Source organism: Pseudonocardia nantongensis (assembly GCF_046546495.1).
Lineage (GTDB): Bacteria > Actinomycetota > Actinomycetes > Mycobacteriales > Pseudonocardiaceae > Pseudonocardia > Pseudonocardia nantongensis.
Window position 1 is genome coordinate 88156 of record NZ_JBKGXT010000011.1, and the last position, 20792, is coordinate 108947.

23 protein-coding genes and 1 pseudogene are annotated in these 20792 nt (G+C 71.2%); 16 read left to right on the forward strand and 8 right to left on the reverse strand.

Translation table 11 applies throughout. The features are described 5' to 3' along the window. The first annotated feature begins 245 nt into the window (after positions 1-245). Entirely contained in the window at positions 246-1484 is a 1239-nt protein-coding gene (locus ACLFMI_RS13775; RefSeq protein ID WP_410948319.1) for a PP2C family protein-serine/threonine phosphatase, read from the forward strand. A 200-nt stretch (positions 1485-1684) separates the two neighbouring features. Here ACLFMI_RS13775 and ACLFMI_RS13780 read toward each other — a convergent pair whose 3' ends face one another. Continuing rightward, positions 1685-1984, reverse strand: coding sequence for a hypothetical protein (locus ACLFMI_RS13780; protein ID WP_410948229.1), 300 nt, complete (start codon positions 1982-1984; stop codon positions 1685-1687). Between the two features lie 17 nt (positions 1985-2001). Beyond that, positions 2002-3018: an NAD-dependent formate dehydrogenase gene (locus ACLFMI_RS13785; protein WP_410948230.1), complete on the reverse strand. Its 1017-nt coding sequence runs from the start codon at positions 3016-3018 to the stop codon at positions 2002-2004. Positions 3019-3129: 111 nt separating this feature from the next. Between ACLFMI_RS13785 and ACLFMI_RS13790 the strand changes: the two genes are divergently transcribed. Next, positions 3130-4110, forward strand: coding sequence for an SDR family NAD(P)-dependent oxidoreductase (locus ACLFMI_RS13790; RefSeq protein ID WP_410948231.1), 981 nt, complete (start codon positions 3130-3132; stop codon positions 4108-4110). Between the two features lie 23 nt (positions 4111-4133). Here the strand turns inward: ACLFMI_RS13790 and ACLFMI_RS13795 are convergent, their stop codons facing one another. After that, entirely contained in the window at positions 4134-4307 is a 174-nt protein-coding gene (locus ACLFMI_RS13795; protein WP_410948326.1) for a glycosyltransferase family 2 protein, read from the reverse strand. Between the two features lie 100 nt (positions 4308-4407). Here ACLFMI_RS13795 and ACLFMI_RS13800 point away from each other — a divergent pair, with 100 nt between their 5' ends. Then, positions 4408-4887, forward strand: a complete 480-nt coding sequence (locus ACLFMI_RS13800; protein ID WP_410948327.1) for a hypothetical protein — start codon at positions 4408-4410, stop codon at positions 4885-4887. Here the strand turns inward: ACLFMI_RS13800 and ACLFMI_RS13805 are convergent. After that, positions 4768-5151, reverse strand: a pseudogene (locus tag ACLFMI_RS13805) (hypothetical protein); the annotation flags it as partial. The gene ACLFMI_RS13800 and the pseudogene ACLFMI_RS13805 overlap by 120 nt on opposite strands. A gap of 60 nt (positions 5152-5211) precedes the next feature. On the opposite strand from ACLFMI_RS13805, the gene ACLFMI_RS13810 reads away from it, so the two are divergent. The 3 genes from ACLFMI_RS13810 to ACLFMI_RS13820 all read left to right on the forward strand — a co-directional run bounded on the left by ACLFMI_RS13810 (position 5212) and on the right by ACLFMI_RS13820 (position 7031). Further along, positions 5212-6360, forward strand: a complete 1149-nt coding sequence (locus tag ACLFMI_RS13810; protein WP_410948232.1) for a glutathione-independent formaldehyde dehydrogenase — start codon at positions 5212-5214, stop codon at positions 6358-6360. Positions 6361-6386: 26 nt separating this feature from the next. Then, positions 6387-6677, forward strand: coding sequence for a hypothetical protein (locus ACLFMI_RS13815; protein WP_410948233.1), 291 nt, complete (start codon positions 6387-6389; stop codon positions 6675-6677). 159 nt (positions 6678-6836) lie between these two features. Beyond that, positions 6837-7031, forward strand: a complete 195-nt coding sequence (locus ACLFMI_RS13820; protein WP_410948234.1) for a hypothetical protein — start codon at positions 6837-6839, stop codon at positions 7029-7031. 368 nt (positions 7032-7399) lie between these two features. On the opposite strand, the gene ligD (ACLFMI_RS13825) is transcribed toward ACLFMI_RS13820, so the two are convergent. Genes ligD (ACLFMI_RS13825) through ACLFMI_RS13835 form a run of 3 tightly spaced genes read right to left on the reverse strand, consistent with a single transcriptional unit; the run spans position 7400 to position 9902 of the window. Beyond that, entirely contained in the window at positions 7400-8326 is a 927-nt protein-coding gene (gene ligD / locus ACLFMI_RS13825) for a non-homologous end-joining DNA ligase (RefSeq protein ID WP_410948235.1), read from the reverse strand. Further along, complete coding sequence (ligD, locus tag ACLFMI_RS13830) at positions 8323-9336, reverse strand: non-homologous end-joining DNA ligase (RefSeq protein ID WP_458788584.1); 1014 nt, start codon at positions 9334-9336, stop codon at positions 8323-8325. The genes ligD (ACLFMI_RS13825) and ligD (ACLFMI_RS13830) overlap by 4 nt, the downstream gene beginning before the upstream one ends. Next, on the reverse strand, positions 9333-9902 hold the full coding sequence (locus ACLFMI_RS13835) for a DNA polymerase ligase N-terminal domain-containing protein (protein WP_410948236.1): 570 nt from the start codon (positions 9900-9902) through the stop codon (positions 9333-9335). The genes ligD (ACLFMI_RS13830) and ACLFMI_RS13835 overlap by 4 nt, the downstream gene beginning before the upstream one ends. 383 nt (positions 9903-10285) lie before the next feature. On the opposite strand from ACLFMI_RS13835, the gene ACLFMI_RS13840 reads away from it, so the two are divergent. From ACLFMI_RS13840 to ACLFMI_RS13880, 9 genes are all read left to right on the forward strand, one after another. Then, complete coding sequence (locus ACLFMI_RS13840) at positions 10286-10702, forward strand: CBS domain-containing protein (protein ID WP_410948237.1); 417 nt, start codon at positions 10286-10288, stop codon at positions 10700-10702. Positions 10703-11398: 696 nt separating this feature from the next. Further along, positions 11399-11599: a hypothetical protein gene (locus ACLFMI_RS13845; protein WP_410948238.1), complete on the forward strand. Its 201-nt coding sequence runs from the start codon at positions 11399-11401 to the stop codon at positions 11597-11599. Positions 11600-11694: 95 nt separating this feature from the next. Further along, a complete protein-coding gene (locus ACLFMI_RS13850; RefSeq protein ID WP_410948239.1) occupies positions 11695-11994 on the forward strand; it encodes a PIN domain-containing protein in 300 nt (99 codons plus the stop codon). Positions 11995-12247: 253 nt separating this feature from the next. After that, positions 12248-13315, forward strand: a complete 1068-nt coding sequence (locus tag ACLFMI_RS13855) for a thiamine pyrophosphate-dependent dehydrogenase E1 component subunit alpha (RefSeq protein WP_410948240.1) — start codon at positions 12248-12250, stop codon at positions 13313-13315. After that, entirely contained in the window at positions 13308-14309 is a 1002-nt protein-coding gene (locus ACLFMI_RS13860) for an alpha-ketoacid dehydrogenase subunit beta (protein WP_410948241.1), read from the forward strand. Before ACLFMI_RS13855 ends, ACLFMI_RS13860 begins: the two co-directional genes overlap by 8 nt. Before the next feature lie 2 nt (positions 14310-14311). Then, positions 14312-15646: a dihydrolipoamide acetyltransferase family protein gene (locus tag ACLFMI_RS13865; protein WP_410948242.1), complete on the forward strand. Its 1335-nt coding sequence runs from the start codon at positions 14312-14314 to the stop codon at positions 15644-15646. A gap of 11 nt (positions 15647-15657) precedes the next feature. Further along, on the forward strand, positions 15658-17082 hold the full coding sequence (lpdA, locus tag ACLFMI_RS13870; RefSeq protein ID WP_410948243.1) for a dihydrolipoyl dehydrogenase: 1425 nt from the start codon (positions 15658-15660) through the stop codon (positions 17080-17082). Positions 17083-17196: 114 nt separating this feature from the next. After that, the gene (locus ACLFMI_RS13875) at positions 17197-17427 is read left to right on the forward strand and encodes a hypothetical protein (RefSeq protein ID WP_410948244.1); all 231 of its coding nucleotides are present in this window, start codon (positions 17197-17199) and stop codon (positions 17425-17427) included. Positions 17428-17775: 348 nt separating this feature from the next. Continuing rightward, complete coding sequence (locus tag ACLFMI_RS13880; protein ID WP_410948245.1) at positions 17776-19725, forward strand: acyl-CoA dehydrogenase family protein; 1950 nt, start codon at positions 17776-17778, stop codon at positions 19723-19725. Between the two features lie 49 nt (positions 19726-19774). Here the strand turns inward: ACLFMI_RS13880 and ACLFMI_RS13885 are convergent, their stop codons facing one another. After that, the gene (locus ACLFMI_RS13885) at positions 19775-20188 is read right to left on the reverse strand and encodes a (R)-mandelonitrile lyase (RefSeq protein WP_410948246.1); all 414 of its coding nucleotides are present in this window, start codon (positions 20186-20188) and stop codon (positions 19775-19777) included. A gap of 86 nt (positions 20189-20274) precedes the next feature. Between ACLFMI_RS13885 and ACLFMI_RS13890 the strand changes: the two genes are divergently transcribed. Next, positions 20275-20757: a sigma-70 family RNA polymerase sigma factor gene (locus tag ACLFMI_RS13890; protein ID WP_410948247.1), complete on the forward strand. Its 483-nt coding sequence runs from the start codon at positions 20275-20277 to the stop codon at positions 20755-20757. Positions 20758-20792: the final 35 nt, after the last annotated feature.

Genomic DNA, 20792 nt, shown 5'->3' on the forward strand with positions numbered 1-20792 from the left:
CTCCTACCGCGTTGGCTATCCGAGCGCGTCCTCGATTCGGCGTCGTTCAACTACCCAGCGCGCGGGGTCGCTTCACACCCTTATTGTCGTGCCGAGTCCTCACGGCTTCTCAACGAGTGGGTGGTTCCGCGTGGGCCTGGGTGGCCTCCTGCAGCAGCCAGGCGGCAACATCGCGCACCTGTCCGCGTACGGTCCCCATCGAGCCGCGGCCAGCGCCTCATGGCGCTGGCGCTAGTGTCGGGGTGATGACCGATGACCCCCGCGCGGCTGCGCGTTTCGGTGCGCTGTTGGAACGTGTGGAAGAAGCGCCCCCGGTAGAGGCGGTGGCCGTCTTGGCCGCCGAGCTCGCCCGAATGGGCGACGCCCGCGAGGTGAGCTTCCTGATCACCGACTACAGCGGCGACTCCATCGTCCGCTTGATCCACCAGGGCCCCGGCGACCGGGAACGGGGCCCCGAGTACGCCGAGACGGTGCCGCTGCCCGGCTCGGTGTACGAGCAGGTGTTGCGGACCCAGCGCCCCGACATCGCGCCCCACGAGCCCTCCGGTGCAACTGTCGTGGTGCCGGTGACCAGCCGGGGCGAGGCGATCGGGGCATTGGACCTGGTGTTGCCGAACTACCCGGACGAACGACTGATAGCCGACATCGCTGCCGCGGCCCACGCACTGGCTCATGTGATCATCGCGAACCGGCGCCACACAGACCTTTTTGCCTGGGGTCAGCGCACCACGCCACCGACGTTGGCGGCCGAGGTCCAGCGTCGGCTACTGCCGGACTCGTTCAGCTGTGAGGCGGGTCAGCTCACCGTCGCCGGCTGGCTGGAGCCGTCCGCCTCGATCGCCGGCGACACCTTCGACTACGCCCTGGACCGCGACACGCTGCACATCTCGATCACCGACGCAGTGGGCCACTCGCTTGACTCGTCACTGCTGGCGACGGTGCTCGTGAGCAGCCTGCGTAACAGCCGCCGGCGCGGAGCCGGGCTCGCCGAGCAGGCCCGCACAGCCAACGAGGCACTCGTCGAACACACCACCGACAGTCGGTTCGTCACCGGCCAGCTCGCCCGAATCAACCTCGACGAGGGCACCGCGACCATCGTCAACGCAGGCCACCCGCTGCCGTTCCGGCTGCGCAACGGGGCAGTCGAACGAGTACACCTCGCCGTCGACTACCCGTTCGGTATCCAGGCCCGCCACGAGTTCGGGGCACAGAAGCTCGCGCTCGAACCCGGGGACCGCCTGATCCTGCTCACCGACGGCATGCTGGAGCGCCAACCCGCGCACTTCGACCTCGCCCGCGAACTCACCCGCACCGCCGACCTACACCCACGCGAGGCCACCCGCGCGCTGTCACGAGCCGCGAGCCAGGCCAGCGGCGGGACGCTGCGCGACGACGCCGCGGTGCTGTGCATCGACTGGTACGGCGGCCCACCTCGGCCGCGCAGCTCCACCGCCGGAGCTAGCGAGCAACTCGCCTCACACTGAACTCCAGCTCGGGACATCGGTGGCCGCGGAAGCGGGGCAGCCACCGCACCATCCGAACAGGGTCCCGGCCAGCCAGCACGGAAGAGCGCCCGGCGTGTCGCAATTCCACGGCCCCTCCTTGCTCCGGGGCCATGAGGTGTCGATCCGCCCAGTCGGTGGCCTCGAACAGCACCTCCACCGCCGCGGTCATAGTGCAGGTGTCAGCCGACACCTTCCTCGCGCTGCAGCTCGGCGAGCATCCGATGGCAGGTCGCTGCCCGTTTCGAGTCCTCCTCCATGACCTTCTCGAAGAAGGACGCGATCTCCTCGTAGCCGCCGTTGCGCGCATCCCGCACGTACTGTCCGTAATTGTGCCCGGCCTTGAGCGCGTGATACTGCACAGACACCAGGTCGAACACGACGTCGCCGAAACCGGTCTCCCCGGTCGCCATGGTGATCACTTCCTCTTCTCGGATGTTGCGTCGAGATCCGCATACCCGCACCGACTGCCCAATCAGCACCGGGCGGGACCGCGAACTCAGCCCCTGGGGGCAGCCACCACGTAGTCCTCGGGGATCGGCTCACCGTCCAGGTGGGCGTCGAGGATCTCCCGCACGCCGTCGGCGATGCGGCGTTGCGCCTCCACCGTCATCCCGGAGTAGTGGATGGTCATCGCGTGCCGCGGCATGTCCCGCCACGGGTGGTCGGCGGGCGCCGGCTGCGGGTACCAGGTGTCACCGGCGTACCCGGCGAGCCGACCCGACGTGCAGGCCTCCCGCACGGCCTCGGCATCGGCGATCGCCCCGCGGGCGGTGTTCACCAGCCACGCGCCGGGCTTCATCGCGGCCAGCCGGTCGCCGTCGAACAGTGCCGAGCTGCCCGGCATCAGGGGCAGGGCCGCACAGACCACGTCCGACTCGGCGATCAGGTCGTCGAGTCGGGCGTAGCGCACCCCGAGGGTGGCCTCCTCGGCAGGGCTGCGGCGGTGCCGAGCGTGGTAGAGCATCGTCACGTCGAACGGGCGCAAGCGCAGCGCCGTCCGGGCACCGATCGCACCGAGCCCGATGATCCCGACGGTCTTGCCCTCCAGGTCGTGCGCCTCCTGCGCGGCGTCGGCGACGTCCCATCGACCCTCGGCGACCTGCTCGTACGCGGGCACGAAGTTGCGCACCAGAGCCAGGATCTGCAACACGTTGTGCTCGGCGACGCTGACCACGTTCGAGCCGGTCACCTCCGCGACCGTGATGCCGTGCTCGGTGGCGGCCTCGGAGTCCACGTGATCCGATCCGACACCGGCCGTGATCACCAGCTTGAGCTCCTTCGCCGCCTCGACCCGGTCCCGGCCCAGGTAGACCGGCCAGAACGGGGTCGTGACCAGCACCTCGGTGTCGGCGAGCAGCTCGTCCAGCTCCTCGCCGGTGGCGCTGGTGGTGACCAGCTGGTGACCGGCCTGCTCGAGTCGCTCGCACAGGTCCAGGCCGCGCGCGGCGCTCGCGACGACGTCGGGGTGGCGGTCGGGGTGCTCGTCCGGGAACAGGACGGCGACAACCTTCACGGTTCCTCCTTGTCCGGGGCGGATCGGTGTCGCACGCCTACCCGCTGCCGCGGTCGGCATGCCCCGAGACGCCGGGTGCATGTCCGCCGCGCGGGCGGGCATTCCAGGACCATGACGGATCCGCACGGCAGCGCGCGTCACGCGGCGCCCCGCCCGGTCGCGCTGGTCACCGGGGCCAGTCGTGGCCTGGGCTTTCTTCTCGCTCGTGAGCTCGGTGACCGCGGGTACGACGTGGCGATCTGCGCCAGGAGCGGGGACGGGCTGAGCACCGCCCGCGACGACCTGGCCCGGCAGGGCATCGACGTCCTGGCGGTCGAGGCCGACGTCGGCGACGCCGCGGACGCCGCCCGCCTCGTCGCGGAGGTCGAGCACCGGTTCGGTCGGCTCGACCTGCTGGTCACCAACGCCGGCATCATCCAGGTCGGGGCCGCGGCGGACATGCGGGCCCAGGACCACGCACAGGCGATGGACGTCATGTTCTGGGGAACCCTGCACACGGTGCAGGCGGCGCTGCCGCTGCTGCGGCGCCGGCATGGCCGGGTGCTCGCGGTGACCTCGATCGGCGGGAAGTTGCCGGCCCCGCACCTGCTGCCCTACACCGCCGCCAAGCACGCCGCCGTCGGATACGCCGAGGGGCTGCAGGTGGAAGCCGCGCGGCTCGGCATCGGAGTCACCGTGGCCGTCCCCGGGCTCATGCGGACCGGCTCGACGCGCAACGCCCTGTTCGCCGGCAATCGGGCGGCCGAGAACCGCTGGTTCACCCTCGCGGCGAGCACACCCGTGTTGTCGATGGACGCCGAACGCGCCGCCCGTCGGCTGATCAACGCGACCGTGCGCGGCCGACCGGAGGTGGTGCTCACGCCGGCGGCGAAGATCGGCGTACGGGCGCACGCGCTGGCACCCGGACTCACATTGCGCGCCGCGGCCGCGGCCGAGCGGCTACTGCCCCGGCCGTCCGGAGCGCACGGCGACGAACGGCCCGGGCCGCTGCCCGGGCACGCGACCGGTCGGCAACCGACGTGGTTGCGCCGCCTCACCCGGCTCGACCGCGACGCCGCCCACCGCTGGCACGAGTTCGACGATCCGGCCTGACCCGTGGCGGGGTCGCGTGGTGATCAGGTGCCTGGCGCCGCCGGAACAGTGGCGCCAGGGACCACCCGGAACCCGGCCGCCCGCAGCCGGGCGCCCATCCCATGGTCTTCACCGCTGGCCAGGTCCGGGAACCCGCCGACCTGCTCGAACGCGTCCGCACGGACCCCGAGGTTCGCCGCGTAGACGGGGTGGCCCACCTCGGACGCTTCCCCGGGCGGGCGGGGCGAGCCGGGCAGGTCGAGGACGACGCCACCGGCGACAGCGTCGGCGCCCGCCCCGGCCAGCGCGAGGTGACCGGTGACCCATCCGGGCGTGACCGTGCCGTCGGCGTCGGTGCTGAGCAGCCAGGTCGTCGCCGGCCCGCCACCAGTCGGGCTGGCGTCGTTCTACGTGCTCCAGCGTCGCGGCGATCCGGTCCAGCACGGCGACCGCCCGGGACGCGGGCAGGTAGTAGAGCTGGAACTGGTCACGGGAAACCAGGTCCATGACCGCCTCGGCCGCCCATCCCCGACGCCCCGTGCGCGGGGCCTCGTCCGGGAAGCCGGGGTTCATCCCGATCCCGCATCCGGGTCGATGCGACCGAAAAGTGCGTGTGCTGGCGAGGTGGTGCACGGCCACTTCGTCGGGGACGTCGGTGGGCACGGCCAGGGCCGGCGCCCCGGCGCGCTCGCACCCGACGGCGGCCTGGTCCAGGGTGTCGGTATCCCGGGCGGCGAGTACGACCGGCCAGCCGCGCCGGGCGAAGGCGAGCGCGGAGGCCCGGGCGACCCCGCTTGACGCGCCGGTCAGGACGACCACCGGCCGGTCGGCGTGGGCCGTTGTCACGTCTGGCTCCCTTGCTGTCGCCGGGTCGAGCACGACCTCGAGAGGGCCGTCCGCTCCTGTGCACTGCCGGCATGTCGGGCGCTCGCCTCCACCCGGCGACGCCCCGACCGTAGGTCCGGCGCGGCGAACCCACCAGTAGAGGGGCTCCAGCGGGCCCGAGGGACCGCAGGTGAGCTGCCCCGGTCGGACCCGCATCTGGGGGCGGGTCACCGGCATTGAATCGGTGTGCCCGGGTACGTGCGGCACGGAATCGTCGCGTAAGTGAGGAGGAGATCCATGAAGGCCGTGGTGTACCGGGGCCCCTACGACGTCGCCGTCGAGGACGTCGAGGACCCGCGGATCCAGGACCCGCAGGACGTGCTGGTGAAGATCAGCACGACGTGCATCTGCGGATCGGATCTGCACATGTACGAGGGCCGCACCGATGCCGAGTCGGGCATCGTGTTCGGCCACGAGAACATGGGGGTCGTCGAGGAGATCGGGTCCGGTGTGACGAGCCTGCGCCGCGGGCAGCGGGTGGTGATGCCGTTCAATGTGGCGTGCGGGTTCTGCCGCAACTGCCGGGCCGGGAAGACCGCGTTCTGTGAGGTCGTGAACCCCGGTTTCGCCGGTGGTGCCTATGGCTACGTGTCGATGGGGCCCTACACCGGCGGGCAGGCGGAGTATCTGCGGGTGCCGTTCGCCGACTTCAACTGTGTGCCGCTGCCCGAGGGCCCCGAGCACGAGTCCGACTTCGCGCTGCTGGCCGACATCTTTCCGACCGGCTACCACGCCACCGAGCTCGCCGGGGTCCGCCCGGGCGAGTCCGTGGCGGTCTACGGGGCCGGCCCGGTCGGGCTGATGGCCGCGTACTCGGCGCTGCTCAAGGGCGCCCGGCAGGTGTTCGTGGTGGACAAGGTCGCCGACCGTCTGCAGCTGGCCGAGCGGATCGGCGCCACCCCGATCGACTTCAGCCGGGGCGACCCGGCCGAGCAGATCAAGGACACCCTGCAGGACAGCGGGACCGACCGGGGCATCGACGCCGTCGGGTACCAGGCCACCGCCGCTGAGGGTGAGGAGCAGCCGGCGATGGTGCTGAACCAGCTCGTCGACACGGTGCGCCCGACCGGCGGGATCGGCACCGTCGGGCTGTACCTGCCGTCAGACCCCGGCGCGCCGAACGAGAACGCTGCGCAGGGGCTGCTGCTGTTCAACATCGGGCGCTTCTTCGAGCGGGGCCTGCGGATGGGCACCGGACAGGCCGACGCCAAGGCCTACGCCCACCAGCTCCGCGACCTGATCGTCACCGGGCGGGCGGAGCCGAGCTTCGTGGTGTCCCAGGAGGTGCCGCTGTCCGAGGCCCCGGACGCCTACGCCCGCTTCGACAAGCGCGAGCCCGGCTACTCGAAGGTGCTGCTGCATCCGCACAGCGATCTGCCCGCCTGACCCGGCAACCGTACAAGGAGGCGTCAATGGTGACGGCAGAATCTCCCCGGACACTGAGCGCGCTCGGGCTGGACCAGCAGAACCACGGCACGCTGGGCCGGCTGCTGGCCAGCGGAGCCGTGGCCGAGGCCGACGACGGGCCCGACGGACGGATGCGCGGCCGGATCAGGGTCGTACCCGATGAGATGGTCTGGGACCCCTCGGTCCTGTATCTGCCGCACGGGGCCAGCAGCGGCGACAAGCAGTTCCTCGTGCTCCCGGTCTGCTCGCGCGGGAAGGCGCACCTCGAACTCGACGGCCCGGGTTGCTACTGGTAGCTGGACTTCTACGACGGTGACGACCACCGGTTCCGTCTCTACATCAGCGGGGACACGCTGCTACACGAACGACTGCCCGATATCCCCCGCTGGTATCCAAACATCGACCTGGCGCTGATCCATGCGGGTGGAACCACGCTGCTCGGCACAGTGGTGACCATGACCGGCGAACAGGCCGTGCGATGCGTGGAGATCATCGGACCGCGGATGGCGGTGCCGATCCGCTACAACGACTTCTCGGTGTTCCAGTCAGGGCTCGACGATGTCAAGCAGGCGGCCGAGGCATCGACACCGGAGACGGAGTTCCACTACGTCTCCCACGGTGACGAGCACCGGTTCCGCACGACGCGGTGAATGCGACGACGAAACTGCTCGGGTCTGTCGCAGTGGGCCCGCCGCCGAGCACATCCGTCCCTGGGCGCCGAGTCGCAATCATGATCGACGTGGCGGAGCGCAGCAGCAACGCGGGTTGCTCTCTGGCAGCGCCCACCGCCCATCAGGCGTCGGCCCGCGCCTACCCACCGAACCGGACCGATGCCCGCCCGACGCGGGTGTGAGGGCGGCGCGACCGCGGGTCATCACTCACGGTGACACGTCTAGAGCCGCCGTGCTGTCCCCGGACAGCGCGACGGTCACGGTGGCCGTCGTGACCCCGCGAGGCCGTGGTGATCGCCGAGCAGGTCGCTGCGGTTCTCGGCTACGATCACCAGCTCGGCGCAACGTCACGGACCTTCCGCCCAGGACGCGCCTTCCGAGCGCGGTTCCATGGTCTCGAGCGCCCGACGGGCCTGCACCGCGGGCACCGTGTGAGCGTGGATGTCGGCCCAGGGGTCGTCCTTGCGGGCCAGTCGCCGGAGTACACCGGCGAGGTCGTAACCGTCCGGCCGGACCTTGCCGAGCTCGGGGAACTCGATCGGCGTCGCCACCGTCGGCTCCGGCCGGGCGCGCGGCGAGTACGGCGCGATCGCGGTCTGGGCGTACGCGTTGCGGTTGGTGTCGAGGAAGATCCGGTTCCCCCGGGCGGCGACCCGCTGCTCGACGGTGAGTCGGTCCGGGTCGGCAGCGGCGAGCCGGTCGGCCACGGCTCGGGCCAGGGCGCGCACCTCGTCGAAGCCCTCGCCCCGTTCGAGCGGGGCCACAACGTGGTAGCCGCTGCTCCCGGTCGCCATCAGGTGCGGCACCAGCCCGATCTCGTCGAGCAGGTCACGGGCGGCCCGTACCGCATGGCGCAGGTCGCCCAGGTCACCGCGCTCCGGCGGGTCCAGGTCGACGACCAGCAGGTCCGGGACATCGAGGTCGTCGGAGCGGGACAGCCACCGGTGCAGCTCCAGGCACGCCTGATTGGCCAAGTAGCGCAACGTCTCCACGTCGTCGGCGACCACGTGCTCGACGTGCCCGCGCCGGGTGTCGGCGTGCACGTCGATGGTGTCGACCACGTCGGGGGCCTGCGCGGACACTTGCTTCTGATAGAAGCCGGGCTGCTCGACGCCGTCCGGGAACCGATGCTGGACCAGGGGCCGCCCTGCCAGGTGCGGCAGCATGACCTCGGCGACCTGCTCGAGGTAGGCCGCGAACCGTTCCTTGGTGACCCCCGGCCCCGGGTAGAGCACCTTGTCGGGGTGGGTGATCTGCTGGCGATCGGTCGTCATCGCACCTCCTCGCGCACAACGTCGGCCGGGTCCTTGTCTTCACGGAGGCCGAGGTAGCGAGGGTGGCGCAGACGCCCATCGCGGGTCCACTCGGAGAACCCGATCTGGGCGACCAGCTCGGGCCGCAGCCAGTGCACCCCGCTCTCGGGGACCCGGTCCCGGAACGGTGAGGTTCCGGTCTCCACCTCGCCGAACCGCTCGCGCAGCCCACCGAGGGCCCGGTGGTCGAACCCCGTGCCGACCTTGCCGGCGTAGCGCAGGCCAGAGCCGTCGTGGTAGCCGACGAGCAGCGCGCCGAAGCCGGTGCGCGACCCCTGCGGCTCCGTCCAGCCGCCGATCACCAGCTCCTGAGCCTGCACGCATTTGAGCTTCAGCCAGGAGTCCGATCGGGTGCCCGGCCGGTACGGCGCGTCCACACGCTTGGCGATCACACCTTCCCAGCCGCGCTCGCACGCCTCGCGCAGGTAGCGCTCTCCGTCGGTGTTGCGGTGCCGGCTCAGCCGGACCCCGTCGCCGGCCTCCACGGAGCGCACTAGCAACCGCTTGCGGGTGCGCAGCGCCACGGCGGTGACATCGTGTCCGGCCACGACCGGGGCGTCGAACAAGTACAGGGTCACCGCGATCCCGGTGGAGCGTGCCCGCCCCGGGTCGGTGATGCCGAGCCGGCCCTGCAGCCGGGAGAAGCTGGTCTGCGCACCGTCGAAGGCCACCACCTCGCCGTCGGCGACCAGCCCGGGCGCCGCCTGCTCGTCGAGCGCCGCCACCAGCTCGGGGTAAGTGTCCGAGACGTTCTTGCGGTTGCGCGTGTACAGCCGGGCGCCCGCCTCGTCGCGCACCACTACCAGCCGCTCGCCGTCGAGCTTGCGCTCGAACACCCAGTCCCCGCCCGAGAACGGCTCGTGGCACAGCGTGGCGAGCATCGGCGCGACGAACTCTGCTGCACACCCCCGGACCAGGTCACGTTCCCCCGCATCCAGCACCCCGTCCAGCGGGTTCGGCAACCGTGTCACAGGTCCTCGTTCCGCTTGTCGGACAGCACCGAGCCGGGCTCGGTCCGGACCGGTTTCCGACGTCGGTCCGCCCCCTCGTCGGTCACCTTGACCAGCAGCCAGTTCCTGTCGTCGCCACGCATCCCGGTACGGGTGAACGCGTAACCGCCGTGCACCTTCTCCCCCTCGAGCCACACCTTCAGGTGGCCGCGGTCCAGGCCGTCCTGCACGTCGCGGTCGTCGAGGTTGTGGTAGGTACCGGTGTCCCACACGACGACGGTGCCGCCGCCGTACTCGTCCTGCGGGATCCGACCCTCGAACGTCGCGTAGTCCAGCGGATGGTCCTCGGTGCGCATCGCCAGGCGCTTGTCCCGCGGATCGGTGGAAGGGCCCTTGGGCACAGCCCAGGACACCAACACTCCCCCGACCTCCAGGCGCACGTCGAAATGCAGGCTCGATGCGTCGTGACGCTGGACCACGAATCGGTCACCGGCACCCCGTCCGCCACCCGCGCCGACCGGCTCACCGGAGCGGGCGGGGTCACGCCGGGACCGGTAGCCCTTCAGGGCATCGTCGCTCCTGGACATGGGCGTCGGCTACCCGTATCCCGCGCGTCCTAACGCCGTCCGGGCCGGACGCGCTCCGTGCTCCTCCCCCGCCTCGCGCCACATCCGGTTCTGCTCACGCGCGCGCCGACCGGCATCCGGGCCGTTCGGACCTGGGCGGCCTCGCACCGGCCGACTGTGGCGCCAGCGCCCGGCCGCGCCGACGTTGGCGGCCTGTCGGCCCCGGCGCCGGGCCGAGGCCGGGACTGATCACGCAAACCGAGGAGCCGAGGCGCCTGGCGTCCGGGGTTCGTGGTGCCGGAATCGGGTTCAAGTCCCTCGTCACCGGCAAGGCACGAGACCACAACACGATATCGACCTGTAACCGGCCCGGTCGGCCGGGCCGACAAGAACGAGGAGATTACGTGACTATCGCTCGCGACATCATGTCCCCCGGCGCCGACTGCATCGGGACGACCGACACGGTCGACGACGCCGCCCGGATGATGACCCGTCTCGGAGTCGGGGCCCTTCCAATCTGCGGTCCCGACAACAAGCTCAAGGGCGTCCTCACCGACCGGGACATCGTGACGAAGGTTCTGGGCAACGGCCGAGACCCGGGCCAGTTCCCGGCCGGTGACCTCAATCAAGCCGAGGCGGTCACTATCGGCGCCGAGGACACAGCCGAAGACGTCCTCGCGACCATGACCGAGCACCGGGTCCGCCGGCTCCCGGTGATCGACGGAGCAACGCTCGTAGGGATGGTCGCCGTGGCCGACGTCGCCCATGCCCTTCCAAACCCTCAGGTGGGAGACCTGGTCGAGGCCCTGTCCGCCGAATAGGGTCGGCCGCGCCGCCGGTACTGACCGTCGCACGGGGCTACCGGGTTGTCGTGGCCAGTCACGGCACGGGTCGCTCCGCCCTCGTGGCCATCGCCGTTCTGGCCCATGCATGTCGACGGGACGGGGATGCGACGACCAGCCCTGGACGGGAGCAGGCGAGCGGCCCGATCACGCCACCTACCGCCTCGACCACTCCGACCGTGACCAGCCCCATGCCAGCGCTCGGATCCGCGGCCGTTGCGACGCGCCGGGTCGCGGCATACATCGTGGACGGTGCTCGGTCTGAACGGGGTGCCGGTCGAGCCGGTTGAGCGCCATCTGGCGCTTCTGACCGATGTCGACGTTCGCCGCTGGGGTCCTCGGGCAGTTGGACGCCAAACAGCCTCTCTCTGCTCCTCCCGCCGGCCAGCGTCACGTCGTCGTCCAGCGGGTTGAGGGCCTGCCGGGCAGGTGGGGTTCATGGACTCCATGAGTCCATCATCGCGCGGGCCCGGGCACACGAGAGGGCCGCTCGGACCCGTCTGCGGACGCGCCCTTCTGTCACTCCGTCACCCTGCTGCCTCTGAACCGCATCAACAGCAAGGACGACGGGGTGACAGCAAAATGGATGCCGTCACTTTCCGAGCGCTTCGTCGAGCGAATCGTCGGAGACCTGCGTGGCCTTGTGGGACCATCGAAGAGACACAGGAGGCTCTGATGACGACGAACCCGCAACGGCCGGATGACTGGCCTACAGACGACTTCGTGACCACCGAGGAACTCCTGCGTCGTCACGCCGCCCGACCGATCGTCACGGTAGAAGACCTCGCTGCGACCGAGGATCCGTTCGAGTCCGACACCGAGCACGACGAGTTCCTCGCCGACCTCTACGCCTCCCGCCGAGCCGACGTCGGATGAGCCTCGTCGTCCTCGACACCGACGTGGCCTCTGTACTGCTGCGGCGCCGGCTCACGTAGCCGCTCGCCGGACGGTTGGCCGGCAACGTGCTCGCGGTGACGTTCGTGACCGTCGGCGAGCTCACCAAGTGCACGCTCGTCCGTCAGTGGGGACCTCGACGTGTCGAGACGATGCGCTCCTTCATCGCCGGACTCGTCGTCCTGCCCTCCGACCAGCGCGTCGCGGCCCGATGGGGCGAGCTGCAGGCCTACGCCCAGCGCCGCGGCCGCCCGCGACCGACCAACGACAGCTGGATGGCAGCCTGCTGCCTCGTGCGAGAGGTTTCGCTCGCGGCCTTCACCGTCAAGGACTTCGCCGACTTTCAGGAGCACGAGGGACTGCAGCTCGCCGAGTGATCAGCTCACGGTCGTCTTCGCGGTCTCCTCCTCAAGGCTGTCGAGCCAGGCGTCGAAGGCGTCCACCACCGCTCGATCAGGACCCATGTGCTATGGGCTCGCATGCGATCCAGGCGGCAGACTGGATCACCGCATGCCTGGTCCCGATCCGGGGTAGGCGACTCGGGTGACCGTGGCGGATCGACCGCGGCGGTCTCGTGGCGGGAGCACGGCAGTCCCGTCGCGACGCGCGAGGCCGTACGGAGGAGGTCTGGTGGCCAAGACCAAGGGTCGCTCCGGCTCGCGGAGCCGCAAGCGGACCAAGGCTCCCGACTCCGAGCGGCTGGCGGAGCTCTACCGGCGCTTGGTGCTGGTCCGGACGTTCGAGGAGCAGTGCCAACGGTCCTTCCGCCGCGGCAAGGTCGGCGGCTACCTGCACCTCTACACCGGTCAGGAGGCGGTGGCGGCAGGCTTCCTGGAGGCCTTCCGGCCCGGCGACCGGGTCATCACCGCCTACCGGGACCACGCGCACGCGCTGCTGATGGGCTGCGATCCGGGCGCGGTCATGGCCGAGCTCTACGGCCGTGAAGGGGGCCTGGCAGGGGGCAAGGGCGGGTCGATGCACCTGTTCGACGTCGACCGTGGCCTCTGGGGCGGCTACGGGATCGTCGGCGGTCACATCCCCCTGGGCGTGGGCTTCGCCTACGCGATGCGCTACCGGCAGACCGAGCACATCTGCCAGCTCTACCTCGGTGACGGTGCGATGCAGGCCGGCGCCTTCCACGAGGCGGCCAACCTGGCCGCGCTGTGGGGCCAGGACGGGCGGTGCCCGGTCCTGTTCATCGTCGAGAACAACCAGTACGGGATGGGCACCTCGGTGCCGCGGGAGTCGGCGGTGACCGACCTCGCGACCAAGTTCGACGCCTACGGCATCGAGCACGAGAAGGTCGACGGCATGAACCTGGAGGAGGTCGTCCGCTGCGCGGGTCGGGTGACCGAGCAGGTGCGCGAGAGCGGGCGTCCGTACGCGGTCGAGGCCGTGACCTACCGGCTCGCCCCGCACGGCGCCGCGGACTTCTACGAGCGGTACCGGACCAAGGAGGAGGTCGAGCAGTGGCGCGAGCGCGACCCGCTGACCCTGCTCCGGGACTCGCTGACCGACACCGGGACGGTGGACGACGACGCGGTCGAGCAGATCCGGGACGACGCGCGCCGCGAGGTGGCGCGGGCGGTGGAGTTCGCCGACAGCAGCCCGGAACCCCCCGTCGAACGGCTCTACGACGGGGTCTACGCGGAGACCGACGAGAACCCGGACGACGGCGGGGGGACGGCCGGTGACTGAGACCAAGACCGAGACCAAGACCTACCGGGAGGCACTGCAGGAGGCGCTGGCCGGCGAGCTCGACCGGGACGAGAACGTGGTGCTCCTGGGCGAAGACATCGGCGTCTACGGGGGCACCCAGCTGGTCACCGACGGGCTCTACGACCGCTACGGCGCGCACCGGGTGATCGACACCCCGATCAGTGAGAACGGGTTCGTGGGAACGGCCGTCGGCATGGCGATGGCCGGCCTGCGCCCGGTCGTCGAGATGATGACCTGGAACTTCTCGTTCCTGGCGGTCGACCAGATCATCCAGAACGCGGCCAAGGTCCGCTATTTCTCCGGCGGGCAGGTCAGTGTCCCGATGGTGATCCGGGGACCCAACGGCGGTGGCGTGCAGCTCTCGGCCCAGCACACCCATTCCCTGGAGTCCTTCTACGGCCACTTCCCGGGTCTGAAGGTGGTCGCCCCGGTGACCCCGGCCGACGCCAAGGGCATGCTGACCACCGCGATCCGCGATGACAACTGCGTGATCTTCCTCGAGGCCGGCGCGCTCTACGGAACCAAGGGCGAGGTCGACCCCGGCGACAACCCGGTTCCGTTCGGGATGGCTCGCATCGCCCGCAGCGGCGACGACGTCACCCTCGTCTCCTACGGGCGCCAGGTGCACCTGTGCCTGACGGTCGCCGAGATGCTGGCCGATGAGGGCATCGACGTCGAGGTCATCGACCTGCGCAGCCTGCGCCCCCTCGACGAGGACACCGTGGTCGCCTCGGTCGAGAAGACCCACCGCGCGGTGGCGGTCCAGGAGCAGTGGCTCCGGTTCGGGGTGGCGAGCGAGGTGGCGGCGATCATCCAGGACCGGGCCTTCGACCATCTCGACGCCCCGGTCGAGCGGGTGAGCGGGGCCGAGGTTCCCGCGCCCTACGCCCACAACCTCGAGAAGGCCGCCTTCCCGGACGAGCAGCAGGTGGTGGACGCGGTCCGCCGGGTGCTCTACCAGAACGGAGGGTGACGATGCCCGACGTGATCATGCCCAAGATGGGCGACGCGATGGAGGCCGGGGTCCTCAGCACCTGGCTCAAGCAGGAGGGTGACCGGGTCGAGGCCGGAGACGCGCTCGCCGAGATCGACACCGACAAGGCCACCGTGGAGCTGGAGGCCGAGGACTCCGGCACCCTGCACCGGCTCGTCGCCCGGGAGGGCGACGAGATCCCGGTGGGCGACCCGGTCGCGGTGATCCTCGCCGAGGGGGAGGAACCGCCGGCCGACGAGGGGGCCTCGCGGGAGGAGGAGCCGGCTCCGGACCAGGAATCCGACGAGGCGGAGCACGACGCGGCGGAACAGAACGAGGCCGAGCAGACGGCGGACCGGCGCCGGGAGAGCGCCGAGCCCGAGCAGGAGACCGAACCGTCGGCCCCCACGTCGGACCGGTCCGCCGACGGACGGGTCCGGGCCTCCCCGATCACCCGGAGGCTGGCCCGCGAGCACGACATCGACCTGTCCGCGATCGACGGCTCCGGCCCCGCCGGCCGCGTGGTGGAACGGGACGTGCGCGCCGTCCTGGACGAGGGCGAGGGCGCCGCCCGCCGGACGCGCCAGGAGGAGCGACCCGCCGGGGACACGGCCCCCGCCGCCCCCGCCGCGTCCGACGCCCCCACCGCCGGCGAGCTCGTGCAGCTCTCCCGCGCCCAGCGGGTGGTCGCGGACCGGATGCAGCAGTCCTGGCAGCAGGCCCCGCACCACTACGCGACGGTGGAGGTGCAGGTCGACGAGCTGCTGGCACTGCGCGGTGAGCTCAACGACGCGCTGGCCGACGACGGCGTCAAACTCTCGATCAACGACTTCGTGATGCGCGCGTGCGCGCTGGCGCTGGGGAGGTTCCCCAAGCTCAACTCCTGGTGGACCGAGGACGGCGTGCAGCAGCACCGCACCGTGGACCTGGCCATGGCCGTCGCCCTGGACGACGGCCTGATCACGCCCGTGATCAGGGACGCGGCCGGCAAGACCCTGTCCGCGCTCTCGGCCGAGGCGAAGGACCTGGCGAAGCGGGCCCGCGAGCACGACCTGCGCCCCGACGACTACCAGAACGGCACGTTCACCGTGTCCAACATGGGCATGTACGGGGTGGAGAGCTTCACCGCGATCGTGAACCCGCCGTCGGTGTCGATCATGGCGGTGAGCAGCGTGGTGCGGCGCCCGGGCTTCGACGCCGACGACAACGTCGTGCCGCAGAACGTGCTCAAGCTGACGGTCGGCTCCGACCACCGGGTGATCAACGGCGCCGAGAACGCCGGCTACCTGGCGGAGGTCCGGCGGCTGCTGGAAAGCCCGCTGCTGCTGACGGTGTAGAGGAGCGACACGTGACGGAGAAGTTCGATCTCGTCGTCATCGGCGGCGGCAACGGTGGGTACATCCCGGCGATCCGGGCCGCCCAGCTCGGGATGCGCGTCGCACTGGTCGAGCGCGGCGAGCACCTCGGCGGGACGTGCCTGAACCTGGGCTGCATCCCGACCAAGGCCCTGCTGCAGACCGCGGCCCGGCTCGACGACGCCCGTGGCGGCGCCGACGTCGGGGTCGAGACCGGCGAGGTGCGGCTCGACTACGCCAAGGCCGCCGAGCACAAGGACCAGGTCGTCGACCAGCTGCGCCGGGGGCTCTCCGGCCTGATGCGCAAGAACCGGATCCAGGTGTACCGCGGCACCGGCAGCTTCGCCGAGCCCAAGCCGATCGCCGAGCGCCAGCGGATCACCGTGACCGGCGAGGACGGCACCAGCGAGCTCGAGGCGTCGAACGTGCTCATCGCGACCGGCTCCGCGCCCGCCACGCTGCCGGGCCTCGATCTCGACGGTGAAACGGTCATCTCCAGCGACGACGTCGTCACCACCACCGACGACCCGCCGGACTCGATCATCGTGCTGGGCAGCGGGGCCGTCGGCGTCGAGTTCGCCAGCATGTACCGCGACTTCGGCACCGACGTCACGCTGGTCGAGCTGGCGGACCGGATCGTGCCCGCCGAGGACGCCGAGGTCTCGGCCGAGCTGGAGAGCGCATTCACCAGGCGCGGCATCCGGGTACTCACCGGCGCGAGCGCCGACCCCGCCGGCCTGGCGAAGACCGACGGCGGGGTGCGGATCGACGTCGAGACCGGGGACGGCACCGAGACGCTCGAGGCCGACGCGCTGCTGGTCGCGGTCGGCCGCCGGACCGTCGTCGACGGCCTCGGCCTGGAGGCCACCGCGGTGGAGCAGAACGACCGCGGCGAGATCGGTGTGGACGAGTACTACCGGACCGGCGAGCCCGGCGTGTACGCGGCCGGCGACGTCATCGGCGGGTACTGGCTCGCCCACGCGGCCGGGCACGAGGGCATCACGGCCGTCGAGCACATGGCCGGCGCGGACCCGATGCCGCTGGACCAGGACCGTATCCCGCGGGTGACGTTCTGCCGTCCCGAGGTGGCCTCGTTCGGGCCGGACCGAGCGCAGGCCGAGCAGCAGGGCTACCGGGTCGAGGAGTCGAAGGTCCCGTTCCGGGCCGTCGGCAAGGCCCTGATCGACGGGCAGCCGGACGGGTTCTGCAAGGTCGTCGCCGAGGCGGGAACCGGCCTCGTCCTCGGGATGCACGCGATCGGCCCGCACGTGACCGAGCTGATCGCCGAGGGTTGTTACGCCAAGCTCGTCGAGGGCACCGCCGGCGAGGTCGGCATGAGCGTGCACGCGCACCCGACGCTGGCCGAAGTCGTCGGCGAGGCGAGCCTGGCCGTGGGCGGACAGGCCATCCACTACTGAGCCGGGAGCGTGGGCCGCGCAGCGCGACCGGCCCGCGATCGGCATGGCGTGGCCGCGGCCGGGTAGTCGCTGGGGAGCCGTGCACCACGCGCGGCCGTCGACGGACGTGGAGGGATGACCGTGACCGAAACCGGCGACACCACCGGCACCGCGGACAAGGACTACAACCTGGTGTGGTTCCTCGAGAGCTGCCTGAGCAACGCGCTCCGCCTGCAGACCTACCTGCAGGACGCCGAGCGGAAGGACGACAAGGAGCTCGCCGAGCTGTTCCGGCGTGCCCAGGGCGAGAGCCAGAAGGGGGCCGAGCAGGCCAAGAAGCTCCTCGCCGCCCGGCTGAACGCCTGACCGTGACGTTCCGCCGACCGGCGGGCGGCTTCCTGCTCGATCTCCGTGCCGGGTTCGGGAGGCTGCTCGCCGGCCGGCACTCGGTGGGGGCCGGGACGGGATCACCATGCTCTGCGCGATACCCGGCTTCGTGGATCCATGCCCCCGAGACCGGTTCGACACCGAGGCCCGCAGCCGCGACCCGCAGCTGTGGTGTCCCGGCACCGCGGGGGACGCCGGGAAGTCATGCCACCAGCCACGACGGGGACGGCCTGGCTGCCTCACTGCCTGCGGCCTGACCGGCCGTGTGTGGTCGGGGCCCGCCAGGGGAATGCGCGGGCAGAGGCCGAGGTGCCAAGGAGGATGACGATGGTGTCCACCCAGACCCAGCCGCACGGCGACGGTGACGCTCAGGTCAGCGAGCAGCAGGCTCGGCGCGTGGCCGAGGAGGCCCGCGAAGCCGAGTGGCGCAAGCCCAGCTTCGGCAAGGAGCTCTTCCTCGGCCGGTTCCGCCTGGACCTGATCCACCCGCATCCCGAGGGCAGGACCGAGGCCCGCGCTCGGGGGGAGGATTTCCTGGCCCGGCTGCGTGAGTTCTGCGAGTCGGAAGTGGACCCGCGGATCATCGAACGTGACGGGCGGGTGCCCGACAGGGTGTTCGCCGGGCTCGCCGAACTCGGCGCTCTGGGGATGAAGATCGACGTCGAGTACGGCGGGCTCGGTCTGTCCCAGGTCGACTACAACCGCGCGCTGATGCTGACCGGCTCGGTGCACCCGGCGCTGCCGACCATGCTCTCGGCGCACCAGTCGATCGGGGTGCCGCAGCCGCTGGCGTTGTTCGGTACCGAGGAGCAGAAGCGCACGTTCCTGCCCCGCTGCGCGCGCAGGGACATCAGCGCCTTCCTGCTCACCGAGCCCGACGTCGGGAGCGACCCGGCCCGGCTGCACGCCACCGCCACCCCCACCGATGACGGGTCGGCGTACCTGCTCGATGGCGTCAAGCTCTGGACCACGAACGGGGTGATCGCCGATCTGTTGATCGTCATGGCCCGGGTGCCGAAGGATGGGGGGCGCCGGGGCGGGGTCTCGGCATTCGTCGTCGAGGCCGGCTCGCCGGGGGTCACCGTCGAGCACCGCAACGAGTTCATGGGCCTACGCGGCATCGAGAACGGCGTCACCCGGTTCCACCAGGTGCGGGTGCCTGCCGAGAACCGCGTCGGCGACGAGGGCGAGGGGCTCAAGATCGCGCTGACCACCCTGAACACCGGGCGTCTCTCCCTTCCCGCCATCTGCGCCGGAGCCGGCAAGTGGGCCACCAAGATCGCCCGGGAGTGGTCCGGCGAGCGGGTGCAGTGGGGCCGGCCCATCGGCGAGCACGACGCCGTGTCCGGCCGGATCGCGTTCATCGCCGCGACCACGTTCGCCATGGAGGCGGTGGTCGAGCTGGCCGGCGTCATGGCCGACGAGGAGCGCCACGACATCCGCATCGAGGCCGCCCTGGCCAAGCTGTACGGCTCCGAGATGGCCTGGCTGGTCGCCGACGACCTGGTGCAGATCCGGGGCGGTCGCGGCTTCGAGACCGCCGAGTCGCTCGCCGCGCGCGGTGAGCGCGGCGTCCCCGCCGAGCAGGTACTGCGCGACCTGCGGATCAACCGCACCTTCGAGGGCGCCACCGAGATCATGCACCTGCTCATCGCCCGCGAAGCGGTCGACGCGCACCTGTCGGCTGCGGGCGAGCTCATCGACCCCGAGGCGTCGATGTCGACGAAGCTGCGCGCCGCGGCCCGGGCCGGCCGCTTCTACGCACGCTGGCTGCCGAGCCTGGTCGCCGGTCGCGGGCAGGATCCGCGCGCCTACGCCGAGTTCGGCCCGTTGGCCCGGCACCTGCGGTTCGTCGAGCGGGCCGGCCGGCGCCTGGCCCGCCAGACCTTCTACGGCATGGCCCGTTGGCAAGGCGGCCTCGAACAGCGGCAGCGCTTCCTCGGGCGGCTGGTCGACATCGGCGCCGAGCTGTTCGCGATGAGCGCGAGCTGCGTGCGCGCCCAGCGCATGCACGCCGAGGACGCCACCCCGCACGGTGCCGCCCGCGAACTCGCCGACGCGTTCTGCGCGCAGGCCACCGGGCGGGTGGAGGAGCTGTTCACCCGCCTCTGGGACAACTCCGACGACAGCGACCGGACCGCCTCTCGGAACGTGCTCGACGGGCGGTACACCTTCCTCGAAGACGGCATCCTCGACCCGTCGATACCGGGCCCCTGGGTCGCCCAGCAGACGACCGGCCCGTCCGAACTCCACAACCAGCACCGCACGATCGAGTAAGAGCGTCCGGCGATCGAACCGGGGGACCTCCCGGCCACAGCCGCGCTCATCAGCCGGGGTCCGCCCGCGCTGCGTCGTACTCCTCGCCGGTGACGTGGCGGCCCCAGGTGACCGCGCTGCCGGACTGGTCGTTCTGCTGCATCGCGATGTGGACCATGAACCGGTTCGGGAGCGCGCCGTGCCAGTGGTTTTCCTCCGGCTCGAAGTAGACACGGTCGCCGGGGTGGATGGCCTCGACCGGGCCGCCTTCGCGCTGGCACAGGCCCACGCCCTCCGTGACGAAGATCGTCTGACCGTGCGGGTGGGTGTGCCAGGCGGTACGCGCCCCGGGAGTGAAGTGGATCAGCGCGGCGGCGAACGTCGACGTGCCGGCCGGCGCCGCCACGGGGTCGATGTAGACGTCGCCGGTGAACCACTCGGCGGGGCCCTTGCGGGTGTCGAGACTGCTTCGGGTGATCTGCATGCGGACTCGCCTTCGTGTGTGTTCCGGCTCCGGGTCGCGGGTTCGTCGAGTCCTCAGGCACTCACCGAGCTCGCTACGGGCGTCCAATGGAGTTCGACCGACCGTACGGACCGGAGGAGCGGCTGTCCTACGCTGTGGACGACCGGCGCCGCTCGTCCCCTCCCCTGAGCCGGGCCACGATCACGCTGACCCAGCGACTGGGTCGCGCCCCGCGGCCGAGTGAGCTCGCCGAGGAACTCGACGTCGACACCTCCGAGGTGATCGAGGCGCTCGGCGCGATGGAGTCCAACCGGGCGGTCTCGCTCGACGCGCCGACCCCGGACGGCGAGACGCCCCTCAGCGAGCGCCTCGGCGACGACGACCCGGGCATCGAGACCGCGTCCACACGCGGTGAGCTGCGCGAACAGATCAACGCCCTCCCCGAGCGGGAGCGGCGCATCCTGCTGCTGCGCTTCTACCGCAACCGCACCCAGACCGAGATCGCCGCGGACGTCGACGTGTCACAGATGCACGTGTCCCGGCTGCTCAGCCGGACCATCGGCCGGCTCCGCGCCGAGCTGAACGGCTGATCGCCGGACACTCGGACAGGTGTACGGCCGGGCCC

Excerpts from the sequence above, each read along its gene's own strand:
- ACLFMI_RS13810 (WP_410948232.1), top strand. The coding sequence starts at position 5,212 with ATGAAGGCCGTGGTGTACCGGGGCCCCTACGACGTCGCCGTCGAGGAC.
- ACLFMI_RS13815 (WP_410948233.1), top strand. The coding sequence starts at position 6,387 with ATGGTGACGGCAGAATCTCCCCGGACACTGAGCGCGCTCGGGCTGGAC.
- ACLFMI_RS13885 (WP_410948246.1), bottom strand. The coding sequence starts at position 20,188 with ATGCAGATCACCCGAAGCAGTCTCGACACCCGCAAGGGCCCCGCCGAG.
- ACLFMI_RS13835 (WP_410948236.1), bottom strand. The coding sequence starts at position 9,902 with ATGTCCAGGAGCGACGATGCCCTGAAGGGCTACCGGTCCCGGCGTGAC.
- ACLFMI_RS13875 (WP_410948244.1), top strand. The coding sequence starts at position 17,197 with ATGACCGTGACCGAAACCGGCGACACCACCGGCACCGCGGACAAGGAC.
- ligD (WP_410948235.1), bottom strand. The coding sequence starts at position 8,326 with ATGACGACCGATCGCCAGCAGATCACCCACCCCGACAAGGTGCTCTAC.
- ACLFMI_RS13790 (WP_410948231.1), top strand. The coding sequence starts at position 3,130 with ATGACGGATCCGCACGGCAGCGCGCGTCACGCGGCGCCCCGCCCGGTC.
- ACLFMI_RS13775 (WP_410948319.1), top strand. The coding sequence starts at position 246 with ATGACCGATGACCCCCGCGCGGCTGCGCGTTTCGGTGCGCTGTTGGAA.
- ACLFMI_RS13865 (WP_410948242.1), top strand. The coding sequence starts at position 14,312 with ATGCCCGACGTGATCATGCCCAAGATGGGCGACGCGATGGAGGCCGGG.
- ACLFMI_RS13820 (WP_410948234.1), top strand. The coding sequence starts at position 6,837 with ATGACCGGCGAACAGGCCGTGCGATGCGTGGAGATCATCGGACCGCGG.
- ACLFMI_RS13845 (WP_410948238.1), top strand. The coding sequence starts at position 11,399 with ATGACGACGAACCCGCAACGGCCGGATGACTGGCCTACAGACGACTTC.
- ACLFMI_RS13880 (WP_410948245.1), top strand. The coding sequence starts at position 17,776 with ATGGTGTCCACCCAGACCCAGCCGCACGGCGACGGTGACGCTCAGGTC.
- ACLFMI_RS13890 (WP_410948247.1), top strand. The coding sequence starts at position 20,275 with ATGGAGTTCGACCGACCGTACGGACCGGAGGAGCGGCTGTCCTACGCT.